Here is a 21,916-nt window from a genome sequence, read left to right on the forward strand (position 1 = left end):
AGAGTTCGTTTTAAAATTCCGAAAATAGAATCAGATCAACATATTAGGAATAACCCTGATCTTTCTTTTGATCATAAAACATAAAAACTTCTAATCTATGGCAACTGTTAGTCCCATACACTTAAATTCTCAGGCAGTGCAATTTGTCTATGAAATATCTGCCGAACATAGAGAAAGCTTGCTAAGCTTAAGCATTGAAATTATACTGACCCAGGAGGGATGGGCATACCGGGCAAACAGCCAGGTCTTTTTGAATGCAAAAGATCTTTTACCGGCAGGGAAGCCCTTACCCAATAAATTGGAACTTGGCTCAGGTGAAAGTCTGTCGGATCAATCGCTTCTCATCAGGACCAAAGTATCCCGTATAAAAACTCAAAGTGGAACTAGTAATGAGGTACCCATGGTGAAATATATAATAAGAATTGGAACAGGAACTGAGGAACTTTCTTCATTCGAAAAAGAAAGCAGCAAGGAAAACCCTTCTGTATTTAATGCAACTCTTCTATTTAAACAATTATGAACCCGCCAAGATTAAAATAATCATCAAGGCTCCATCCAACAAGTGCTGGATAAAAACAAGAAACAGATGAAAACCAAGCTATTTACCCTCGCTCTGATTTACCTGTTGCAATGGCAATACCTCAGAGCGCAATCAGTACCACCAAAATTCGAAAGTCTAAAGCTTAATTCATCACCTGCTTTTGTTATGCTGGGTACAGAGCCGGATAATATACAACGACCATCTACTCCAACACAATTTGTTGCTGGAATGAATAATGCGATGGTTGACGGAAAACTTCAACCGAATGTGGCTTTTGAGTTCAGTCCTTATTACCTGGCAAATCCTAAAAAGGATTCCAAGCAATTTAATCCTTCATATTACCTCCTCGATAAGCAAAACTTGATTAAAACGATGAAGCGCACATTCTCCGTTTCGATGGGGACCTCTTCTACAGATAAGCAGGTATTCGGAAATCTGAAACCTGGTACAGGAATCGGTTTGGGTTTAAACTTTCTTCTTCTCGACGGGAAACCATCTCCTCAGCTAAAAAAGTGGAATGATGCTTACATCAAACAAGCCTTCTACGACAAATTTGCTGCTATGGCCAGAGTATATGCCGGCAAAGATTTTGATATCAGCCTGATTATGAACCAGGCATTTTATACACTGGAAAACGACATATTACCGGCAGAGGAATTCAATACATTATCTCAAAAAGAACTGAAAAATTTTATCGAAACAGTCAGTAAAACAGTGCTATATGATTTAAAAGCAGCGGGGATCGAAAAAGATAAAGATGCGACGGTTAAATTTCTTGATAATTTAGCTACCGATGCCTTAAAAGTGGAGAGCATTGAACTGGACCTATTAAACAAACAAAGTAATCCTTTAAGCAAACAAGGTTTTATGATTGAGTTTTCTGCAGGACAGGCTTATGTATTCGAGGATAATAATTTCAGTGAGTTATCACTTGCAAAATCAGCTTTCTGGTTAACTCCCTCGTATCGCTGGGATGTTTCTAGTGAAAATAGTCAGTCGATCTCCTTGCTGGATCTGATGGCAGTAATTCGCTATACCTCTAATAATTCGGAAGCAGGTGTTGATTTAGGGAATTATCTTGATACAGGCACCAAAATGGCTTTCACTCAGAATAAATGGACCGGGAGCTTAGAATTTGTTTACCGCCATGCATCTGAAACACCCCCTAACGTGAATAAAAACTATACCTACAGACTGACAAGCGGTATTGATTACAAGATTTCAGATTTACTCACTTTCAAATTTAATTTCGGAACCGGCTTTGACGGAAATACATCCACCTATACTGATCCTAAAAAAATATTTGCGATAGGGGGCTTGAACTTCGGTTTGATGGGTTTAAAGCTTAAATAGAGTGTTTTATTTGAACTGCATATTTGAAAGCTACCCGGAGGCTTATCCTCTAAAAAAATGAACTTAATAATTCCTGAATTTATATCGTGTCTACAAAAATTATAAATTGTTACTTGTACATACAATCTATATGTATGTAATAGGAATAGCAGTGTTGGTGTAATAAACCATTGCCAGGCTTTCATAAACGTTCAACTTTTGCTAAGTTCAATCATGGAAACTTTGTTTCGGATGAGATGATGTTCTTTTCTTATTTTTTCAAAAGACCTAAGCTTATGAAAAACCTTTCTGCCTTTATCAATTTCAATTCTTATTATATTTTCAGTCTTCTATGTTCCGGACGACATTTATCGAAACCGGCTGAAAATGATATTTTTCTAATTCTAAGAGAATTAGTGATGTATTCTTCAGATACTATAATTCATCATTTTAAACTGCACTTTCTACACATCAAAACAATATATCCAGTTAAAGCAGCCTGGTCTTCAAATCCATCAACAAATGATCAATAAAATAGTAATACATTCTCAGGATCATCTGCGTTTTATTAGCGAGGATGATATCCTATTCTGTAAATCTGACAATTGCTATACTTATATTATTCTTTGTACTTCTGAAGAATTATTGATTTCTAAATCATTGTCAAAATTTTCGAAGGAATTAAACGAGAATAATTTTATACGGGTTAATCAATCTTACTTAGTTAATAAACAATATATAAGGTCCATTGATAAAAAAAAGAAGCTTTTGTATTTGACTAACATGTCTCAAATACCGTTTACAAGCACATTGAAAGACCTCCTTACAAGACTTGAGCGAGTTGCCAGTGTTATTACGTACCTAATATTATATAATTGTCTGGCCATAAATTACTTTTAAACACACATTTAGAAATTTAACCACGATGCGAATTGCTTTAGCATGCTTACTTGGTTTTGTACTATTTAAAACTGTCAATGCACAAACCTCTTTAACGGATTCTTTAATCGTCGAGAAGTTTGAATATCATTCCAGGTCAAATCCTTCTAACATTCTGTTCGTTCATACGGATAAGACGCTATATACTAATAACGAAACTATTTGGTTCAGTGCTTATCTGATGAAAAGTGGCGTTTTTTATTCCAAAGCACATACTATCTTATCAGTTGCGCTGGTCAGGGAAGATAGCAGGAAGGTTCTTTTGGAGAATCAATACCTATTGAAGGATGGGCTGAGCTTTGGGAGCATGACACTACCCGATTCCATTCCTCCGGGCAATTACCGGTTCATTGCCTCTACCAATGTATTGGACAATAAGGGACAGCCTCTGACTGTTTTTACCCAAGCGTTGACTATCAAAAGTATTACCTTGAATACCTTCAATGCAACCTTAAGTTTATTGGATAGTGCAGTGACTGATGGTGCTGTCCGTGCAAATATTACGGTAACCCTGAAAGATCCTGACCCCAAGTCGAAAATAAGACTGGGTATTAGCTATAGCGTAGCGAAGGGGGAGAAGAAAACGTTGATATTAAAACAAAATGAGAGCAGTTACACGATGACGATTCCGGCCGCACAATTAAGTCAGGCTAACCCGGTTCTGCTCATTGCTGTGAGTTATAATAAAGAAGTGCAGTACCTGAGTGTAAAGCTTCCGGAAGTAATTGTAGGGGGAATAAATGTTCGCTTTTTCCCCGAAGGTGGAAACCTTGTAAATGGAATTTCGGCTCTTATTGGGTGGGAGGCAAAAAACAGTCAGGATGTACCCATTGCATTACTGGGTATTCTCTACCGTGATAATCTCCCGCTTGATACCATCAGCACCAGCAACTGTGGTATTGGCTCATTTAAGCTAAAGCCTGATTCAGGAAGCATCTATACTTTAAAAGTATCTGCAAACACATACCTCGAAAAAGACACAATATACACCTTACCCCAAGCCATAAAGGAAGGAATTATATTACACCTCACTAATGCCGTTGTAAATGACACCTTGGAAATCAGCCTGCATAGCAAATATCCAAGAAATGTTCAGGTACTAATCCATAACTACCAAAAAGCCTTCGTCTCGGTTATGATACCAACTAATCCATCAGGGATTAAATTGAGCATTGCACTCCCTGCCTTACCAAAAGGTGTTTCTACAGTAACTGTACTAGACGAAACTGGAAGACCCCTAGCCGAACGCTTATTTTTTGCACACTATCATCAGAAAATAATAGCAGCAATACGAACCGATAAGACCACTTATAACAGGAAAGAGATGGTCAGTGTGAAAATAAAACTAACCGACCAAACCGGCAAACCTGAACAAGGCTTTATGTCTGTTGCAGCCGTTCAGGATAACCGAATTGAAAGCAGCAAACAGCAGGATATTGAAAGTTATGTCTATTTAATTCATGATCTGGGAAACTTACCAAGAGATCCGGCGGGAAGAGGTTACGATAACAAAGATTATCTGGAAGCTATTATGTTGGTAAAAGGATGGAGAAGGTTCACCTGGCAAAACCTGATTCAGACAACAAAACAAGACACTCTTGCTATACAAACCCTACAAATGAGTGGAAGAGTTAAATATAATAATAAGCTTTTAAAAAAACCAGTACAATTCAGTGTGATTAGAGATACTATATTTGAATTGTTAACTACTGATGATAATGGTGCTTTCATTATAAATGAGACCCAATTACTAACTGCAGAAGGCCGGAATGTGCTTGCATCCGTAAATCAGAAAAACAAGATCGGGTACACTATTGAGACAGACAACCCGTTTATGGAGATAAATCAGGGACTTGCTGATCAGTTTGAGATACAAAATTCTCAAGTAGCTCTGCTTATTCAAAATAGTTCTGATCAACAACTAAAAGGAATGGAAAGAATGATCGCTTTGCAGGAAGTAGTGGTTGATGGAAATAAAAATGAAAATGACAACTCTTTGTACGGTATGAAAGGGGCAGGTCCAAATGCTTGTGGAGATTATGTGTGTAGCTTTGGTATTCTGAATTGTTCTAACCATGTTGGCGGTAGGGCACCTATAAAAGGTGTAAGATATGGAAATTTCGTATATCCAGGCTGTATTTTGGAGGAATCATCAAATGAAAATAGGACAATTTTTAAATTTAATCCTGTTTTCACTTCAAGAGAGTTTTACGGAGTAAATACAGATCCGGTTAGTTTACTTGAACCACAGTTCCTTTCCACTCTTTTCTGGCAACCGGGCTTAATGACTAATAAGAAAGGGGAGGCAGAGTTCAGCTTTATAACCAGCGATATCACCGGTAAATTCAGAATAATTGTTCAGGGTGCTGGTATCACTGATACGGTATTTGGAGAAAGCTATTTTATTGTTAAGTGATAGTATTCCTTTTTTACTACCGGCGATGACCTAGTCGAACATATTTGTAACTCAATTGATCTTAAATTCCACTCATAGGACAATAACCCCATATAGATAGGATTAATTTTCAAAAGTTATTCGATAATTGGTACTATTCAAGTTAATCATTACATATATTTCTATCCTTTATTACTCTTTCGATAGGTGATAACAATAAAATTCATAGATAGACTTATCAGATCCTGAACAGTTGCCTTAATATTCTTAATGAATTCATTTGCAGCGTGTTTCTAATAATTCAAATGCGGATATTCATATAAAAATTTCAAACCATTTAATTTTTCACATTATGAAAACAAAAAATGCATTTAAAACATTGGCTATAGCAGCTGTGTTCGGATTATCCTATGTAGGTTTTACTTTCTCAAATGCAACGGAACGAATTGCCGGGGTAGAAACAACTGTAACTATGATTTCTCTCAGCACACAAGCTAAAGCATGTACAGAAGTATGGGAGGGTTGGGGAATTGGTTATTGTAATAATTTTGACAGATGTGCTTATACTATGGGACCAGGCAACTGTTACTTCTAAGCCTAAATTAAAAATAACATTCAAGTCAAAAGCCTCTCATCAAATAACTGTTTGTGATTGATAGAGGCTTTTGCATTTATTAGATTCTTCGAAAATTAAGATTTTTTTAAAAACATTAACCCCTAATAATTAAACCATGGGCAGACGTATTTTCTTCTTTCTATCTGCTATTTTCCTTATGAGCTGTACTAATAATACAGAATCAGCAATGGGTAAAATAGAAGAACAATTTAAACTAAGTTTAAAAGCTTTGACAAATAGTCAAAATATTAATTCAGATATATATATGGTTATTCCCAGAGCAGGCTGTAGTGCCTGTATATCAACAGCAGAAAAGTATATGATGGACAAACTTAAAAACCCGATAAAAAATCCGTCTGTTAAGTTCATTCTGACAGATTTTGATTCGCAAAAAATGCTAAGAGCTAGGTTTGGGAACCTATTTAAAAGTGAGCAACTCATTATTGACCCTGAGAATATCTTTAAATCAAATAAAAGCTTGAAATCTCTCTATCCTACTATCTACTTCTTTGACAAAAGTTCAAGATTAATCCAGGTTAGTGAAGTGTCCCCTGGCAAGGATGGTATAGCCGATATAGCTATATATTCAAATAATAAGCTTGTTTTAAAATAACGGTAATATGACCGCTAAATTACCTCAAAAAATTCGTTTACTAGTATCTTTCTGTATCTTCATCTTTAGTCTTCTTTTTGTAAATGTTCTGTTTAGGGATATTTTCACTGGCTCGATTTCCTTTGATTATAAAGTACTTTATTTTAATACAATAGCTTGTATTAGTGTTGTTTTATCCGTCTTAGCCTTACAAATTAACCGCCTGGAAGTTGATAAAATTGATATCCTACTATTAATCTTTGTCAGTTATTTAGTTGCAAACTATCTTTTCAAGGTAAATTCATTTAATAATTCTCTTTATGCAGTAGTTCTGTCAGCCTTATCTGCTCTATTGATTAAACGAGTTATAATAATCTACCGGAATTCCTTTCCATTCTATTTAATATTCACTACTTCATTTTTACTTGTAGGCATTATAGAGACTTTGATAGGCTTATCCCAACTATTTAATTTTACAGCTAAAACCGAACAATACATAAACGGGTCGTTTTATAATTCAGGAATTTTTGCGATTTATACGGCATCAACTTTGATGTTTTCAATAGCATACTACTTTAGCATTGATGAATCTGGTACGAAGAATCGGATAATTGAATTTCTTTGTTTGACCAATATCTTATTAGCCATAATCGCTTTACCTGCTACTCATTCGAGATCGAGCTGGATGGGGATATTATTAACCTCATCAGCTTTTTTTGCTATTAGATACAAAATATGGACACTCCCTGATAGGTTGAATAGGTATAAACATTCATTCATAATATCCCTTATAAGTATCGCAAGTATGGCATTTGTTATGTTATACTATTATAAAAAAGATTCGGCAGATGGTCGCATAGTGATATGGAAAACAAGTTTGATCGCTATTCAGGGAAATTTCTTGACAGGATTAGGGTTTGATGAGATTCAACACAAATTTGGAGATTATCAAACACTCTATTTTAATAAAAACCCAGATGATGGAGTCAAATTTTCTGATAAAATTGAATATGCATTTAATGACTTTCTACACATTTTTGTTGAAAACGGTTTGATTGGGTTACTTCTTTTTTTATTATTCTTATACATTATTTATAAGGAAGTACTCAAACAAAAGAATACCAATTCTTATTTGGCAGGTGCAATTAGCGGTTCTGTTTTCATTTTAATAAGCAGTCTGTTTTCTTATCCTTTCGAAATGATTTCTATACGTTTCCTGTTTTTTTTCTTTCTTATTATTATAATGAGTTCTATTTGTGTAAACAACAATTCATATAAATTAAACTATTCATTTACTTTATTAGCTACCATACTTATAACCGGTCTATGCACATATATTCTATGGCAACAATACAATGTGTTTTCATCAAAGAAACACTTAATAATCGCTCAGAATAGTGTTTATGACGGCGGCTTTGAGAATGCAAGATTTCATTATCAAACTGCTCTAAAATATACCCCAAGTCAAATCAGTGTTTTACCTGCTTATGGTATGACTTTACTGATGCTCAAAGAATATCATAAAAGTGCTGCCATTCTTTCATATGCAAATAAGCATCTTTCAGATCCATTTTTGTCATGCAACTTAGGCTTGGCTTATAGTAATATTAAAGAATATGATAAGGCTGAAATTGCTTTTTTAAGGGCAATATATATGTTGCCCAACAGGATGTACTCCAGATTCTTATTGGCAAATATGTATAATGAAAGTGGCTTTAGAGATAAGGCAATTGCAATGGCCAAAGAAATTTTGACAATGCCCGTAAAAGTAGAATCGGATGCAACTATGGAGATGAAATCGAAAATGCGAAGCTTACTTAATAAAGAAACCAATTAATATATCCAACTCATGAAACATATCCACTTCTCCTTACTTGTTATAGTTATCGTAAGCGTGTTCGCCTCATGCAATTCCGCAAACAAAAAAATTGAAATTCAAACTAAACAGACATTCAACGATAGTATTACTGTTATTAAGTCGGGTATTGCCAGGTTTGAACTTGATTCGATCACATCACCTCATATCCAGGCTCTTCAGTCGTATAATAACGGAGACGATAGCTTTTTAATTTATTTAAATGAAGAAACCGGCGCGCTATACATAAATGATATAGTCACTAAAAAAGTTATCAAATCAATTAATGTGATGGATGGTGCAGAGCATCACAATAAAACCTACCAGGGCTTTTATTATCATAATAAGGATTCTATTTTTATGTACTCATTTAAACCCAAGGTAACACTCATCAACGAAATGGGAGAAGTTAAACAAGAGTATATACTAACTAGCAACAGCAGTGATAAAAATGAAAGGCAATCATATTTGGGGATTTGGTCCTCTACAACAACACCTTCATCACATCTATATAGTGATACGTTGTATATTAATTCTGTAATTGTTGGTGGTAACAGAGCCAATAGAAAAGTACAAATCCTATTAAATGTCAATACAGGACAAACCAGATTAAGCAATACTTTGTTTCCTGAACAATATGAAAAATATAATTTCGGTGATATTAATTATGATATCTATTCTAACTGTGTCAATTCAAGCAAAAACATGTTGGTATATAGTTTTCCAGGCTATGAAAAAGTTATCATAAACCAATTAAACGGTAACAAAGTTTACGAAAAATCTGCACAGAGTAAGTATATTTCCTATTTTACAGAGTATAATAAAAGTGATTATTCTGACGCAATCTCCAGTCCTACTTTAGAATATTTCATGACTTCCCCTTTGTACGGGGGAGTATATTATGATAAATTCAGGGATCTGTATTATAGACTGGCTTTATTGCCGATAGAACAAAGAAATTTAAACTATGAAGAAAAGGACTCACCGTTAAAACAAATCTCAGTGATTGTATTCGATAAGGACTTTAATTATCTTGGAGAACAGAAATTAGAGCCGAATAAGTATCTTATGTTTAGTGCATTTGTATCCGAAGATGGGTTCAATATTCAAAACAGAAATAATTCAGATGAAACATTTGATTTTACAACGTTTATAGTTAAACCCAAACAAGATAAGAAGACACTCGCAAAGAAATAACGCCAATTATAATTCAAGCCTTAACTCGATGTAAATTTGAAAAGTCATAATGATACACAAAGAAATTAATGAAGCAGTTTAGCTTCTCAGTTTCTAGTTTAATAATGCTGACAGAAGAAGTTAGCTAAATATTGCATTGCATTCTTGAGATTATTCGACTTCCTGAACCAATGTCCTTCAGCATCATAACTTACAATTTTAATATTGTCATTGTTTATTTGTTCTTTTCTCAACTTATTCAATAGATCCGAATATCCTACTATAGGGTCATTCCTGCCAAGAAAATATATAGTTGGAATTGATGAATTATATTCAGAAGATGAGGATATGCCGAAAAAAGAAGCTGAAGCAAGGATATTTTTATTATCTTCTATTAAGGTATGTTCCATAAGAATATTTCCTGAACTGGTGGACAAATAATAAATAGGATGCTCCTTATAATAATCTCTTATAAAATTCTTCCATTTCGCTATATCTGTAACTGCATCAGAAAAATTAGCATTATAAAATGATTTCCCAAAACCGGCAGACATCGGATAATTGGGAGCTAAGATCACATAACCGTTATTACATAAGTTGCTCAATAAGGGATCCCATCTTGGCGAAAAATCTGAATGCAATCCTGGATGAAAAAACAATATAACCCCCTTTATCTTTACTTCATTAGGTGGAGAATATAGATAAGCTGGTGATCTTTCAGTAGTTTGTTCTATGAATTTATATGAAATATTAAGCTTAAGGCTATTTCCTGTAAGATTATTGAATGAGTTGTCTGATATATTATAACTGATTATTGATTTAGGGGTATCAAAATCTGTGAAAGTGAAAATAATATCCTTAGTATCATAGAATTCATAATTATAGATAACCCCATTATTTGTAATTTTATAAATAGTCCCTGAATTGAGGTCCATCTTTCTTAATAGATATTCACTGTTTATAACTTCAATGTAAAATAAGCTCTCACCATTATATTTAGGCATTTTTACATCGTGTGCAGATTGTAAAAGTTGTTCTGGAACCCCGGGTTTATCTTCAATATTTACCCGATAAATACTGTAATATTCAGAATCAATATTATTTGAAAAATAAATCTCCTTACCGTAAATAAATGGATTCATTTTCTCTCCTTCTGAATTTGAGGAAATCTCAATCCTTTGCTTATTATCATTTAGCTTTATACATAATAACTTATTGTCATAATTTGCTACCATAAAATTATATTCTTCAGAGTACTGCACATTATGAAGGTTTTTTACATTGCTAATCAGTATTCTTTTTGTCTGTTTCAATACATCAACAATATATATGTCATTATCATCTATTAATTGAACAATTAATAGCAACCCTTTTTTAAAGGAAAAAACTGACCTGATGTAATTGCTTCCGAAATAGCTATTAAAATTCGAATCAGTAGATCGAAATTTTTCGTTACCGTCCTGATCTGTTAAACCTGCAACTCTTCCTTTAAAAAGAAAAGGATACATAACGTTTGGAATCGAGTCATATACACTAAGCTTGCTATTTTTATATTTATAAAGTGAAAATAAATCTGATTTGTTTCCTGAAATGATTATTTCACCATTAGGATGTATTAAAAATGAAGGTTCAACTTCCATGCCTGACTCAATAAACGATATGGTCTCGGCGACACATTTTTTATTTTGAGTACTCAGATAGAAATAAAAATAACCAGATATAGCTAATATAACCAGAACAAAAGACAAAATTAAGAAGGTATACCTATACCGTTTTAGCTGCATGACGAAATACAATTATCATTATTTAACCCAATTATCATAAAACTGATCCCATTCAAGCTCATCTGTTTCCCAATCGCAAAAAAGGGATATTCCATTTACTATTTGCTTTGTGGAATCTACGAGAGAAGCTTTATTTTTAATAGTCTGTAAGGAACTAGGAATATTTTCAATTTCAAGATTTCTATATTTATGAAGTTCAGGCCTATTTATAAAAGTACCGATTGCTATAAGGTATTGAATATCTCTTGAATTTTTTAACATTCGAATGTCCTGAATCAGTTCAGCACAGTTATCTTCAAAAATCTTTTTGTCATTAATTTGGGTATCATAGTATAGAAAAGACAACTGATCAATATGTTTGACTAACTCATTCAATTCAGACATACTTGTTTTTCTTTTCCATGGCTTGGTATCCTTTGAGGTTGCTACTACTACTGATGAAATAAATGCGTCAGGAATTATCTGCCGAAGTTTTTTGTGAAATGAATTAACATTATCTGCATAGATCTCATAATCGCCCGGTCTGGTCTTATTTATCTCAGTATCCAAAAAAGGGTCACCCGGAAGTATAAACTCCAGATCTACATGTACTCCGGGTACATTGAGTGTATTGAATAATTTTTTAGTATCAACTAAAGCATTATTAACCCATAAAGAGTCATTAAGATACACTGTCTTATTTTGCACACCTCCAACCCATGGTAAAATGACAATTTCGGGATAATAAGCCTTCAGGGTTTTTACAGAATTGATGGCAGTTTCAGAAAAAGCATAATCGGGGAGGTGACCATCTTCACCATAAGGTCCGGCAAATAGATATGCATATTTGATCTTATTCTTCTTCAGTGTTTCTGCATATTCTCTAATATGTCTATTACTTAATTTTTCCTCTGTACTAGGCTTATATCCTCTTAAATAAATACTCTCGGTCCAGACAGCATTTTGCTGACCGTACAAATGTTTTAATTTATCTACTTTGGATTTGCATTGTATTAATACAATTAGAATCAATGGAAATAACAGGTTTGTCAATTTTAATTTCATAAATCATTCATCTGTCTATCTTGGTGTTACCACTAAGAAAAATTTAGTTTACTGTCATAATACTATTGCATTATTGTTGTTTATTTAGCTAAACCTAGATAGAAGAATAATAGTAAACAAATATTTTATGACATAATTACATGATTTACAATTAGTTACAAATTACAATATCGACATTAGTATAGGTGAAACCGGATTCAATATAGAGGATTTTAGAGTTGGTGTAATAAACTGGCAAATATTTTATTTCTCTGAGTGTACAATTATTTTGATACAGGCCAATATACATTCAAGGTTTTTATGGGCATCAATAACCTATTGTTACCCGTTTTGGGGTTGGAAACAGGGCTGTTAGAAACACCACTAAAAATTTTACTTATTAAAGCTTCTACAAATTTACAGACGATTTCTTCAGCCGTTCATAATTTGAAGAATGCTCATACCACATTACTATCTAGTTTCTACAGGGCGTTACGAGATTGAGATTATTTAGCCAGGTTTTACTCCAGCTTAATAGAATATAATGTTAACAACCGTTACAGTAATATAATACCATTATATAGCTGGTTTACTCTTTAGTTATTAGAACTTATTTATCAATTTGGAAAACTGATCTTCCCCATTGAAATGGAAGGCACCCCGGGATGTTTACCAAAGTCAGTTTTTCCGCCAGATACCGCTTCATTGGCGAGCAAAGCAAACAGAACGGCTTCCTTTGCATCGGGCTCAATACCAAGATCAGAAGTGAATTTAAGTTTTTTACCAAGCATCTCCTCAATAATACCAGTTAGCTGAGGATTATGCATCCCGCCTCCGCTGATATAAATTTCATAAGCTCCTTTGCCTTCAACACAAAAATTAACTGCCTTTACTATCGCTTTGGCCGTAAATGCAGCCAGAGTAGCCATAATGTCTTCATTTGAGAGTCCTTGAAGATCCGACTTTTGAATAGTATCATTCAAATAAGACAAACTAAAAAGTTCGGGACCCGTAGTTTTAAGGTAAGCCGATCTGAAAAAATCATGATCAAACAAAGCATCCAATAATTGATGATTAACTTTTCCGGATGATGCAATCGATGCATCCTGATCGAAATACTTTCCGGGATAGTAGCGCTGTACAAACTGATCCATCAGGGTATTACCCGGACCAACATCTGAAGAGAAAAATTCTGTTGAATAGGCAGATGGCAGGAAAGTGAAATTGGAGATGCCTCCGATATTGAGCATAATCCTGTTTTCATTGGGATTCGAAAAAAGCAAATAATCACCATAAACTGATAAAGGAGCTCCTTCACAACCTGCTGCGACATGTTTCTGTCTGAAATCACTGATGGTGATAATACCGGACCTCATGGCGAGATGATCCCCATCCCCAATCTGAAGTGTGGCGTTGGAATAAAGATCTGCTTTCCTTTGTTGTTTTGGGGCATGATAAATTGTCTGCCCATGACTGGCAATCAGGTCAATATCCGCTGGAGATATATCCCATTCTTTTAAACTTTCGAGAATAAGTTCGGCATAATAGTTACCTATAAAAGCGTTTAAAAGGGTTAGCTTCTCAAGATCAACAGTCCGCTTCGCAAAAACAGATTTAAGATCCTCTTTAAATGCAGGCAAATAGGCTTTACTTACAAAATTTATGAGCTTAGCTTTGGTCTCTAACCCACTTCCACAAAACTCGCACAAAGCGATATCCAGACCATCAAATGAAGTTCCGGACATCAGGCCAATAATTTTCCGGACCGGTTTATTGGCAATTTTATATAGTGACTCAATATTACTATTCATGCAAATTAAAAGCTATCGGGTAAACCACCTAACGTATTATAAAAATACATGCTTAAATCTAACTATTAAAAAATCATAGCACCAGGTAAAAGATTTTGTCTGTTGGCTTCATTAGCCCGGAAATGTATAATAATATCATATGATGCTGGTAATTACGATACAAAATGTATCGCATGTAGCTGGATCTTAGGCATGACGCAATTGCAAGAACTTTAATATGTGTTTTTTTGCGGCATTGGACAGGGCGGTAAATACAACAGATGCCATAGCATAGGCTTTCATAGCCCTGTACGCAGCCGTTGATGTAAGGACAGCCCTAACGCTCCAACGTAAATCTAAGTACCCTTCAAATTTCAATAAAGGGAATTAATATGATTGAATAAGGCTTTCCCAAGCGTCGGGAGGACAAAACGGCGGGCAGGGAGTATGGCATCTAGTGGTGGGAGCTTCGTTTTGTCTTGATTTTTTGTTCACTTTTTCATCAAGGAAAAAGTGAATAGGCCTCCGCGGCCATGAGCGGTATAAAGGGATATTTGCACGAACATGATCAGAAGGGCTGAACAGACAAATCTAACTGGACACTAGCGAATAAAAATATCCTCATGGAAACCTTGTGCAAGAACAAAGGGTGGAAAAAACAGAAATAATCTTGGAAATTTTGCACAATATAATTTTAGCCTGATCAAAACCATATTCATCTATCGAAAAAGTCTGTTGGTATAATATAACAAGATTTAACATTTTACCCTGAACATTTATAATAAAAAATATCCATTTTCGGGTATAGTAATTTGCTTATCAAGCAGTTAAATTACGGATCAAATACAAGGGGATGATAAGCAAATGAGTACTCCTGAAGCGTTTCATGGGGGCTTAATTGTAAACTTTTAAAATTAATTCCGATCCAATATGAAGCTAGTGGTTCTTGCCTCAGTCATACTTCTCCTAAGTTGTAAGCCCCTTTTCTCTCAAAATAATTATTCCATAAAAGGAAGCGTTCTTGATACCGCATCGGGTACTGGCCTGCAAAATGCAAGTATCACTGTGCTGAATTCTAAAGATTCAACCCTGGTCAGATTTACCCGGGCCGATGCAAACGGAAACTTTTCATTGAATAATCTGAGGGAAGGAAATTTCATCTTACTGCTGACTTATCCTGATTTTGCTGATTATGTTGAAAGATTTTCACTAAATCCAGACAAACCATCAAAAGATTTTGGGAAGTTAAAAATGATACTCAAAGCGCGTCTGCTTGAAGAGGTAATCGTAAAAGGTACCGCAGCGCAAATGACCATAAAAGGCGATACAACTGAATTTAATGCCGCTGCCTTTAATATAGAGGCAAATTCAAAGGTTGAAGATCTCCTCAAACAACTGCCTGGCATACAGGTGGATCAAGACGGGAAGATAACTGCACATGGGCAGGCGGTAAACAAGGTTCTGGTAGATGGTGAAGAATTCTTTGGGGATGACCCAACTCTGGTTACCAAGAATATAAGGGGTGATATGGTAGACAAAGTGCAACTCTATGATAAGAAAAGCGATCAGGCTACTTTTACCGGTATTGATGATGGAGAACGGACTAAAACAATCAATATTAAATTAAAGGAAGATAAAAAGCAGGGTTATTTTGGAAAACTTGACGCCGGAGCAGGCAATGATGATTTTTACCAGGGGCAGGGGATGTTTAATCTCTTTAAAGGAAAAAAGAAGTTTTCTGCTTATGGCACAATTGCAAATACAGCTAAAACGGGTTTGGGTTGGGAAGATAACAACAAGTTTGGTACTTCGAACATCCAGATTATTGAAGGAGGTATAATGATCTCGGGAGGGGGAGGTAGTGATCTGGATTCTTACGATGGGAGGTTTAACGGAGAGGGAATACCGTTTACACGAAGTGGCGGTGTTCATTATGATAATAAATGGAAGGATGATAAATATTCGATAAACCTTAACTATAAGGTAGGTTCTATTAACGTTACAGGAAATAAAAACTCTTTGAATCAGAACAACTTACCAAATGGCTTTATCAACACCAATACTGATCAGATCTTCGATAATTTTATGTTCAGACAAAAAGTCGATGGGACATTCCTGGTTAAACTAGACACCACCTCCGACTTGAAAATTATGCTTGATGGAACATTGAAAAACAGTGAAAGCAATAGCAATTTTCTGACTTCAAGTTTAAGAGGCACTGGTGTTTCACTTAACGGCAGTTCACGGAATCTAAGCAATAATGGAGATCAGAAGACTTTTAACGCAAGTGCTTTATGGACTAAAAAACTAAAGAAAAAAGGCCGCACATTATCACTAACCCTTGCACATCAATTTGATGAGGATGATGCAACCGGCTTTCTGAATTCGGAGAATAGTTTTTATAATAACCAGGGAGTAATTGACAGCATCCGCATCATTGACCAGTATAAGACCAACCTGATTAGAAGCTCAGGCCTTAATTCGAATCTGGCCTATACCGAGCCTCTCTCCAAGACCTTTTCAGTCATTCTCAATTATGGTTTAAACCTGAGCAATAGTATCGCAGAACGTGAGTCCTACAATAAATCAGGAACCGGAAAATATGATCTGTTTGATAATGAATTCAGCAATGACTTTGAACTCGATCAAACCTCTAATCAGGCTGGAGCTATTTTCAATTACAGGAAAGATAAAAATGTCATCAATTTTGGAACCCGCATAAACGCGGTTGATTTTAAACAAACCGACCGATATACCGGTAATGTTTACAAAAGAGATTTTCTTAACTGGTTACCTCAGGCCTCTTTCCGGCATAATTTTTCACAATGGAAACTTTTTGAGATTCGCTACAATGGTAACACGACCCAGCCTACTCTTAACCAGATTCAACCGGTTAAAGTCAATACCGATCCGCTAAATATTATTTTAGGCAACCCGGATCTGAAACCTTCCTTCCGTAGTAATTTTACTTTGTTCTACAATTCATACAAAGTTCTGACTGACAAATCAATCTATTTCAGAGGAAACTATTCCACTACGCATAATGCCATTGTGCACAATACCATTACTGATGCAGCAGGAAAGAGCACCTTCCAATCTATTAATCTGACGGATAAAAATCCGTTAAACTTAACTATCTATAGTGGTTATGGCCAGAAGTTACCAGGTACAGAGCTCAGACTTGGAATTAATATAAATACCAATGCCAATACCTATTTCAACATGATTAATAGTGTGCTCAATGAAACACGTTCCAACAGCTACAACACTCAATTGTCTGTTTCAAGGCATAAGCAGAAGAAAATTGAGTTTTACTGGGCTATTGGTCCGGAATACATAACCAATCAATCATCTTTACAAAAACAAATCAATAATAATGGTTGGGGAGCCAATTCCTGGTTCGAATTCTCGATTTATCTGCCTAATAAAGTTAAGATTCAATCCCATGCAAATTACAGGTATCAGGAAAAGATCCAGAGCTTTGCTGAAGACTTTAACCGTCTGATCTGGAATACCACCCTTACCAAAAGCTTCATGAAAGAAGAGAGCCTTAAATTCTCACTTACGGGAAATGACCTGTTAAACCAAAACACTGGTTTTAACAGAATGGCAACAAGTAATATGATTAGCCAGAATAGCTTTACAACGATTAAAAGATATTTTATGTTTTCTCTTTCATACGACCTGAATCATATGGGTGGAGGCCCTCCAAAAAAATAAGCTTATGAAACGAATTATACTGCTTTCAGCATTATTGCTGCTCATTTTATCAATTAAACCCGCTTTTGCCCAGCATGCCCGCTTTGCGACAGAAGGAATTATTGAATTTGAAAAAAGCGTGAATATGCATGCCCAGATCAAAAAGTATATTAATAAGGATAATGAAGCCTATTATATCCCGGCATTTGATCAATACAAAAAGACAAAACCTCAGTTCAGGGTATTAAAAAGTACTTTAACATTCAGCAAAGATAAAACCTTATTCAGTCCGGCCCCTGCAGATGAATCCGACCGTGGCTGGTTCAGTGATATTCCTGCAACAACCCAGAATAATATTATTTATACAGATCTTTCGGCTAATACCAGTATTGTCCAAAAGACTGTCTTTGAAGAAACCTTTCTGGTCAGAGACAGTACCCGCAAGATCAACTGGAAGATAACCTCAGAAACACGCGACATTGCGGGCTATTTATGCCGAAGGGCGAATGCCATCATCATGGATTCGATTTATGTGGTTGCATTTTATACTGATGAAATTCCTGTATCAGGAGGTCCAGAATCTTTTACTGGCTTACCGGGAATGATCCTGGGAGTTGCCTTGCCTCATGAGAATATGAGCTGGTTTGCGAAACTGGTAACAGATAAGTCCCTGCCCTCAGGAACTTTGGTAGCGCCCAAAAAGGGGAAAGCCACAGACAATAAAGGTTTACTTGACACTCTGATGAAGGTTATGAAAAATTGGGGAACTTATGCTCAGCACTCATTAAAATCTTTCTTGATGTAATCTTTCATGCAAAGAATCAATAACTATAAAAATCATTACTTAGGGCTTAGGAAACAAGCCGGGCTATTGATCATTCTCAGCCTGCTTTTCCTTAGCGGACCAGGTCAGGCTCAAAACTCCTCGCATACTGAATTAAGCAGGTTGGTTGATTCAGTAAAAACCTTTTACGAAAGCCGTTCCATTGAAAAACTCTACCTGCAGCTCAACAAACCAGAATATGTTAGTAATGATACGATCTGGTTCAAGGCTTATCTTCTTGATGCTATACTACTTAAAAACGCTCAAAAAAGTGGTTTAATGTACATTGAGATCGCTTCAGACAGCAATAAAGTAGTCAGCCGCATCATGGTCCCGCTTGTGAATGGTATTAGCTGGGGCAATATTGCATTGAATGCCAAAGAATTTCCGGAAGGATCCTATACGTTGAGAGCTTATACAAACTGGATGAGAAACTTTGGAGAAGAACATGTATACCTCCAGCACTTCAAGGTAAGTTCTGCAACAAACCAAAGTTGGCTGGTTAATTCGAACATGCAAATTTCTAAAGTGAACGGAAAAGACAACATAAATATATTTATGCAATTCCAGGATCTGAAAGGCACGGCGATGGGCTTGCGCAATATGCAGTTCAGATTAACTAATGGAAAAAGAACCTTGTTCAAAGAGGAAAAGGAAAGTTCCCTTTATGGTGAAGTGGAGCTAAGTTTTGAACTTCCCGAAAAGGCTGGTGCAGAGAGCATACGACTTATCGCTGAAAATCGGCGTAAAAATGAAATTAGTACAAAACTTCTTATTCCACTTCCAATCAGGCGTCCCGAAAATACAGATCTTCAATTTATGCCCGAAGGAGGGCATCTTGTGCCAGGACATTTGGCAAATATTGCATTCAAAGCGATTGCTGAAGATGGAAAAGGAACAGCAGTTTCCGGACTGATACTCGACCAAAATCAAAAAGAACTAACTTCCTTTAGTTCCTCATATAGAGGAATGGGAAAGTTTCGCCTAATGCCCCGACAGGGAGAATCCTACACGGCAAGAATCAAACTTCCCGATGGTAATACGAAAGACTATCCCTTACCTCTTATAAAAGATAGCGGCACAACATTAAAAGTGATCAATCGCAGAGAAAGTGATTCGCTGGAAGTTCAGATTTTATACAGCTCAGATCCGCAACTGAGTGAAGACCATTTCTTTATTACTGCACAGACAAACGGGCTGCCATATTATGGAGCTGCTGTGGTACTGAAACAGGGCTTGAACCGCATCATTATTGATAAAAATCATTTCCCTTCCGGCATTTGCCGGATCTCTTTATTAAATGGCAAACGCAATCCATTAAACGAGCGCCTGGTTTTTATTGATCATCAGGAGGAACTCAGAATAAAACTAATCAGCGATAAAACTTCTTATAAACCAAGAGACAGTATTTCATTGGCAATACTCGTTCAGGATAAACAAGGCAGGCCCGTTCAAGGTAGCTTTTCACTTTCGGTGACGGATGATAACCATGTAAAACGTGATAGCATAAACGAAAAGAATATATTGAATACTTTGCTCCTCGATGCGGACCTCAATGGGAATATTGAGGCTCCCGGATATTATTTTCTATCAGACCAGAAGGATAAAGCATGGGCTGATCTGGATAATCTCCTTCTAACCCAGGGTTGGACAGGCTTTAGCTGGCCTGAGACACTTAACCAGCAAAAACCATTGCTGTTTCCTGCTGAAAGTGAATTCAGTATCAGTGGTACAGTAACAAATATTTTTAACAAACCTGTTGCAAACAGCGAAGTCCTGCTGCTTTCAAAAAAGCCTTTTCTGTTTATGGACACCCTCAGCAATAAAGAAGGGAGGTTTACATTCAGGAATTTCCCGCTGGCGGATACTGCGGTTTACATGATACAGTCGAGAAACAAAAGAGGTAAAAGTTTCAACGTAGGTATTGAAGTCGACGAGTTTATACCCCCTGTCTTCACGGCTTCAAATGAACCTTATATACCATGGTATATCAATACTGATACGCTTTTAATAAAGAGTACCCGGAATACCATTCATGAACAACACCGCTGGGATGCTCCGGCAGGAATAAATGTACTCGAAGAGGTGGTGGTTACCGCAAAGAAGTTCATCAAAGATTCCAGGAACAGAAATGGCCCGGGGAATGCCGATTACATTCTGGATGAGCAGGATATGCTGAAAGCAAAGAAGAAAACCTTGTATGAGATGCTGGAAGAACGTTTCCCAGGGTTCAGAAGTGGCAAGGGTATGTCTGTTAAAGATTTTAACTCAACAGACACGATGAGATATGTCCTGATGCAATCTTATGTAAATCTTGTTATTGATGGGGTAAATATCAGCTCCATAGGAGCAACCGAGGAGATTTATATGGATTATCTGACCGCAGAAGATATAACCGGTATAGAAATCTTAAAAACACCAAAATATGCTTCGGTCTATGATCCATTAATCGCAAGAAAAATGATAGGCTGCATGAGATGTCCCCCGCCACCAATATTTCTTGAAATAACCACCCGTTCAGGTAATGGAGCATTTTTGAAAAAAACACCCGGCGTATATTTATATAAACCTATTCCTTACAGTTTTCCTGCAGAGTTTTACCAGCCAAAATATCCGCTGAAAAAGATTGAAAGCATTGCCGACCTTCGCTCAGCCATTCACTGGGAACCAAATATCATCACAGATGTTGAAGGAAAAGCAACGATTTCCTTTTATGCCGCGGATTTACCCGGATATTATTCAATTGTTCTGGAAGGAACAGACATGAATGGGGGAATAGGAATGGGGAGAAAAAAGATAGAAGTAAGGAAGTGATATTTATGCGTTCAAATACAGATCAATCAATCCTTCAGGAAGATCTACCTTCAGAACTCCATTCTCCTCATCAATCTCCACAATCAGATCATCATTCAGTGGAAACATGATCTCTTTGAATTTATAAGGAACAACGGCAACGAATTGTTGCGGATATTCATGAATTTCAATAATCTCACCTAATTCTCCTGCGGTTTCATCATGCACAATAAATCCCTTAAGGTCGGTGATCAGAAATTCATCATCTTCCCGCTCCGGTTTTAAATTATTTGGCAGATAGAGTTTTTTTCGAACCAGGGCCTCTGCCTTTTCGATCGTATCAATATCATCAAAATAAAAATTTCCGGTCTGGTTGTTCTGAAGCTTAAAGGTAGAAATGAAAAAGGGAACCAGTTTACCATTAATCTCTGCAAAAACAGAGTCGAGCGGCAGTTCGCTGGGATCTTCATACTCAAAATAGATCTGCACCTCACCCTTTAAACCTTTGGTTTTGGTGATATAGCCGATATAAAAACAGTCTTCGATCTTCATTGCTGT

The 21,916-nt window shown here is 36.1% G+C and carries 15 protein-coding genes; 11 read left to right on the top strand and 4 right to left on the bottom strand.

Annotated elements, in window-relative coordinates; all coding sequences use genetic code 11:
- Positions 1-97: 97 nt before the first annotated feature.
- The 8 genes from Q8S11_RS02030 to Q8S11_RS02060 all read left to right on the top strand — a co-directional run bounded on the left by Q8S11_RS02030 (position 98) and on the right by Q8S11_RS02060 (position 9,467).
- Positions 98-520 carry a hypothetical protein gene (locus Q8S11_RS02030; RefSeq protein WP_305660412.1) on the top strand — a complete coding sequence of 141 codons (423 nt, stop codon included), beginning with the start codon at positions 98-100 and terminating at the stop codon, positions 518-520.
- 66 nt (positions 521-586) lie between these two features.
- Entirely contained in the window at positions 587-1,894 is a 1,308-nt protein-coding gene (locus Q8S11_RS02035; protein ID WP_305660413.1) for a hypothetical protein, read from the top strand.
- A gap of 501 nt (positions 1,895-2,395) precedes the next feature.
- A complete protein-coding gene (locus Q8S11_RS17800) occupies positions 2,396-2,773 on the top strand; it encodes a LytR/AlgR family response regulator transcription factor (RefSeq protein WP_371135118.1) in 378 nt (125 codons plus the stop codon).
- Positions 2,774-2,798: 25 nt separating this feature from the next.
- Positions 2,799-5,228 (top strand): hypothetical protein, encoded by a 2,430-nt coding sequence (locus Q8S11_RS02040; RefSeq protein ID WP_305660414.1) that lies wholly within the window; start codon positions 2,799-2,801, stop codon positions 5,226-5,228.
- A gap of 331 nt (positions 5,229-5,559) precedes the next feature.
- Positions 5,560-5,802, top strand: coding sequence for a hypothetical protein (locus Q8S11_RS02045; RefSeq protein WP_305660415.1), 243 nt, complete (start codon positions 5,560-5,562; stop codon positions 5,800-5,802).
- A 136-nt stretch (positions 5,803-5,938) separates the two neighbouring features.
- A complete protein-coding gene (locus Q8S11_RS02050) occupies positions 5,939-6,436 on the top strand; it encodes a hypothetical protein (protein ID WP_305660416.1) in 498 nt (165 codons plus the stop codon).
- A 7-nt stretch (positions 6,437-6,443) separates the two neighbouring features.
- Positions 6,444-8,252, top strand: a complete 1,809-nt coding sequence (locus Q8S11_RS02055; protein ID WP_305660417.1) for an O-antigen ligase family protein — start codon at positions 6,444-6,446, stop codon at positions 8,250-8,252.
- Positions 8,253-8,264: 12 nt separating this feature from the next.
- A complete protein-coding gene (locus Q8S11_RS02060) occupies positions 8,265-9,467 on the top strand; it encodes a DUF4221 family protein (RefSeq protein ID WP_305660418.1) in 1,203 nt (400 codons plus the stop codon).
- A 98-nt stretch (positions 9,468-9,565) separates the two neighbouring features.
- Here Q8S11_RS02060 and Q8S11_RS02065 read toward each other — a convergent pair whose 3' ends face one another.
- The 3 genes from Q8S11_RS02065 to Q8S11_RS02075 all read right to left on the bottom strand — a co-directional run bounded on the left by Q8S11_RS02065 (position 9,566) and on the right by Q8S11_RS02075 (position 14,064).
- Entirely contained in the window at positions 9,566-11,086 is a 1,521-nt protein-coding gene (locus Q8S11_RS02065) for a hypothetical protein (RefSeq protein WP_305660419.1), read from the bottom strand.
- A gap of 162 nt (positions 11,087-11,248) precedes the next feature.
- Complete coding sequence (locus Q8S11_RS02070; RefSeq protein WP_305660420.1) at positions 11,249-12,274, bottom strand: hypothetical protein; 1,026 nt, start codon at positions 12,272-12,274, stop codon at positions 11,249-11,251.
- Positions 12,275-12,870: 596 nt separating this feature from the next.
- Positions 12,871-14,064: an anhydro-N-acetylmuramic acid kinase gene (locus tag Q8S11_RS02075; RefSeq protein WP_305660421.1), complete on the bottom strand. Its 1,194-nt coding sequence runs from the start codon at positions 14,062-14,064 to the stop codon at positions 12,871-12,873.
- 909 nt (positions 14,065-14,973) lie between these two features.
- Between Q8S11_RS02075 and Q8S11_RS02080 the strand changes: the two genes are divergently transcribed.
- From Q8S11_RS02080 to Q8S11_RS02090, 3 genes are read left to right on the top strand one after another with little or no spacing between them, the layout of a single operon-like run.
- Entirely contained in the window at positions 14,974-17,763 is a 2,790-nt protein-coding gene (locus Q8S11_RS02080; protein ID WP_305660422.1) for a TonB-dependent receptor, read from the top strand.
- Between the two features lie 4 nt (positions 17,764-17,767).
- The gene (locus Q8S11_RS02085; RefSeq protein ID WP_305660423.1) at positions 17,768-18,547 is read left to right on the top strand and encodes a GLPGLI family protein; all 780 of its coding nucleotides are present in this window, start codon (positions 17,768-17,770) and stop codon (positions 18,545-18,547) included.
- A 6-nt stretch (positions 18,548-18,553) separates the two neighbouring features.
- Entirely contained in the window at positions 18,554-21,379 is a 2,826-nt protein-coding gene (locus Q8S11_RS02090) for a carboxypeptidase-like regulatory domain-containing protein (RefSeq protein ID WP_305660424.1), read from the top strand.
- Positions 21,380-21,382: 3 nt separating this feature from the next.
- Here the strand turns inward: Q8S11_RS02090 and rimM are convergent, their stop codons facing one another.
- Entirely contained in the window at positions 21,383-21,910 is a 528-nt protein-coding gene (gene rimM, locus Q8S11_RS02095; RefSeq protein WP_305660425.1) for a ribosome maturation factor RimM, read from the bottom strand.
- Between the last annotated feature and the right edge of the window lie 6 nt (positions 21,911-21,916).

Source organism: Daejeonella sp., assembly GCF_030695525.1.
In the GTDB taxonomy this organism is placed as follows: domain Bacteria; phylum Bacteroidota; class Bacteroidia; order Sphingobacteriales; family Sphingobacteriaceae; genus Daejeonella.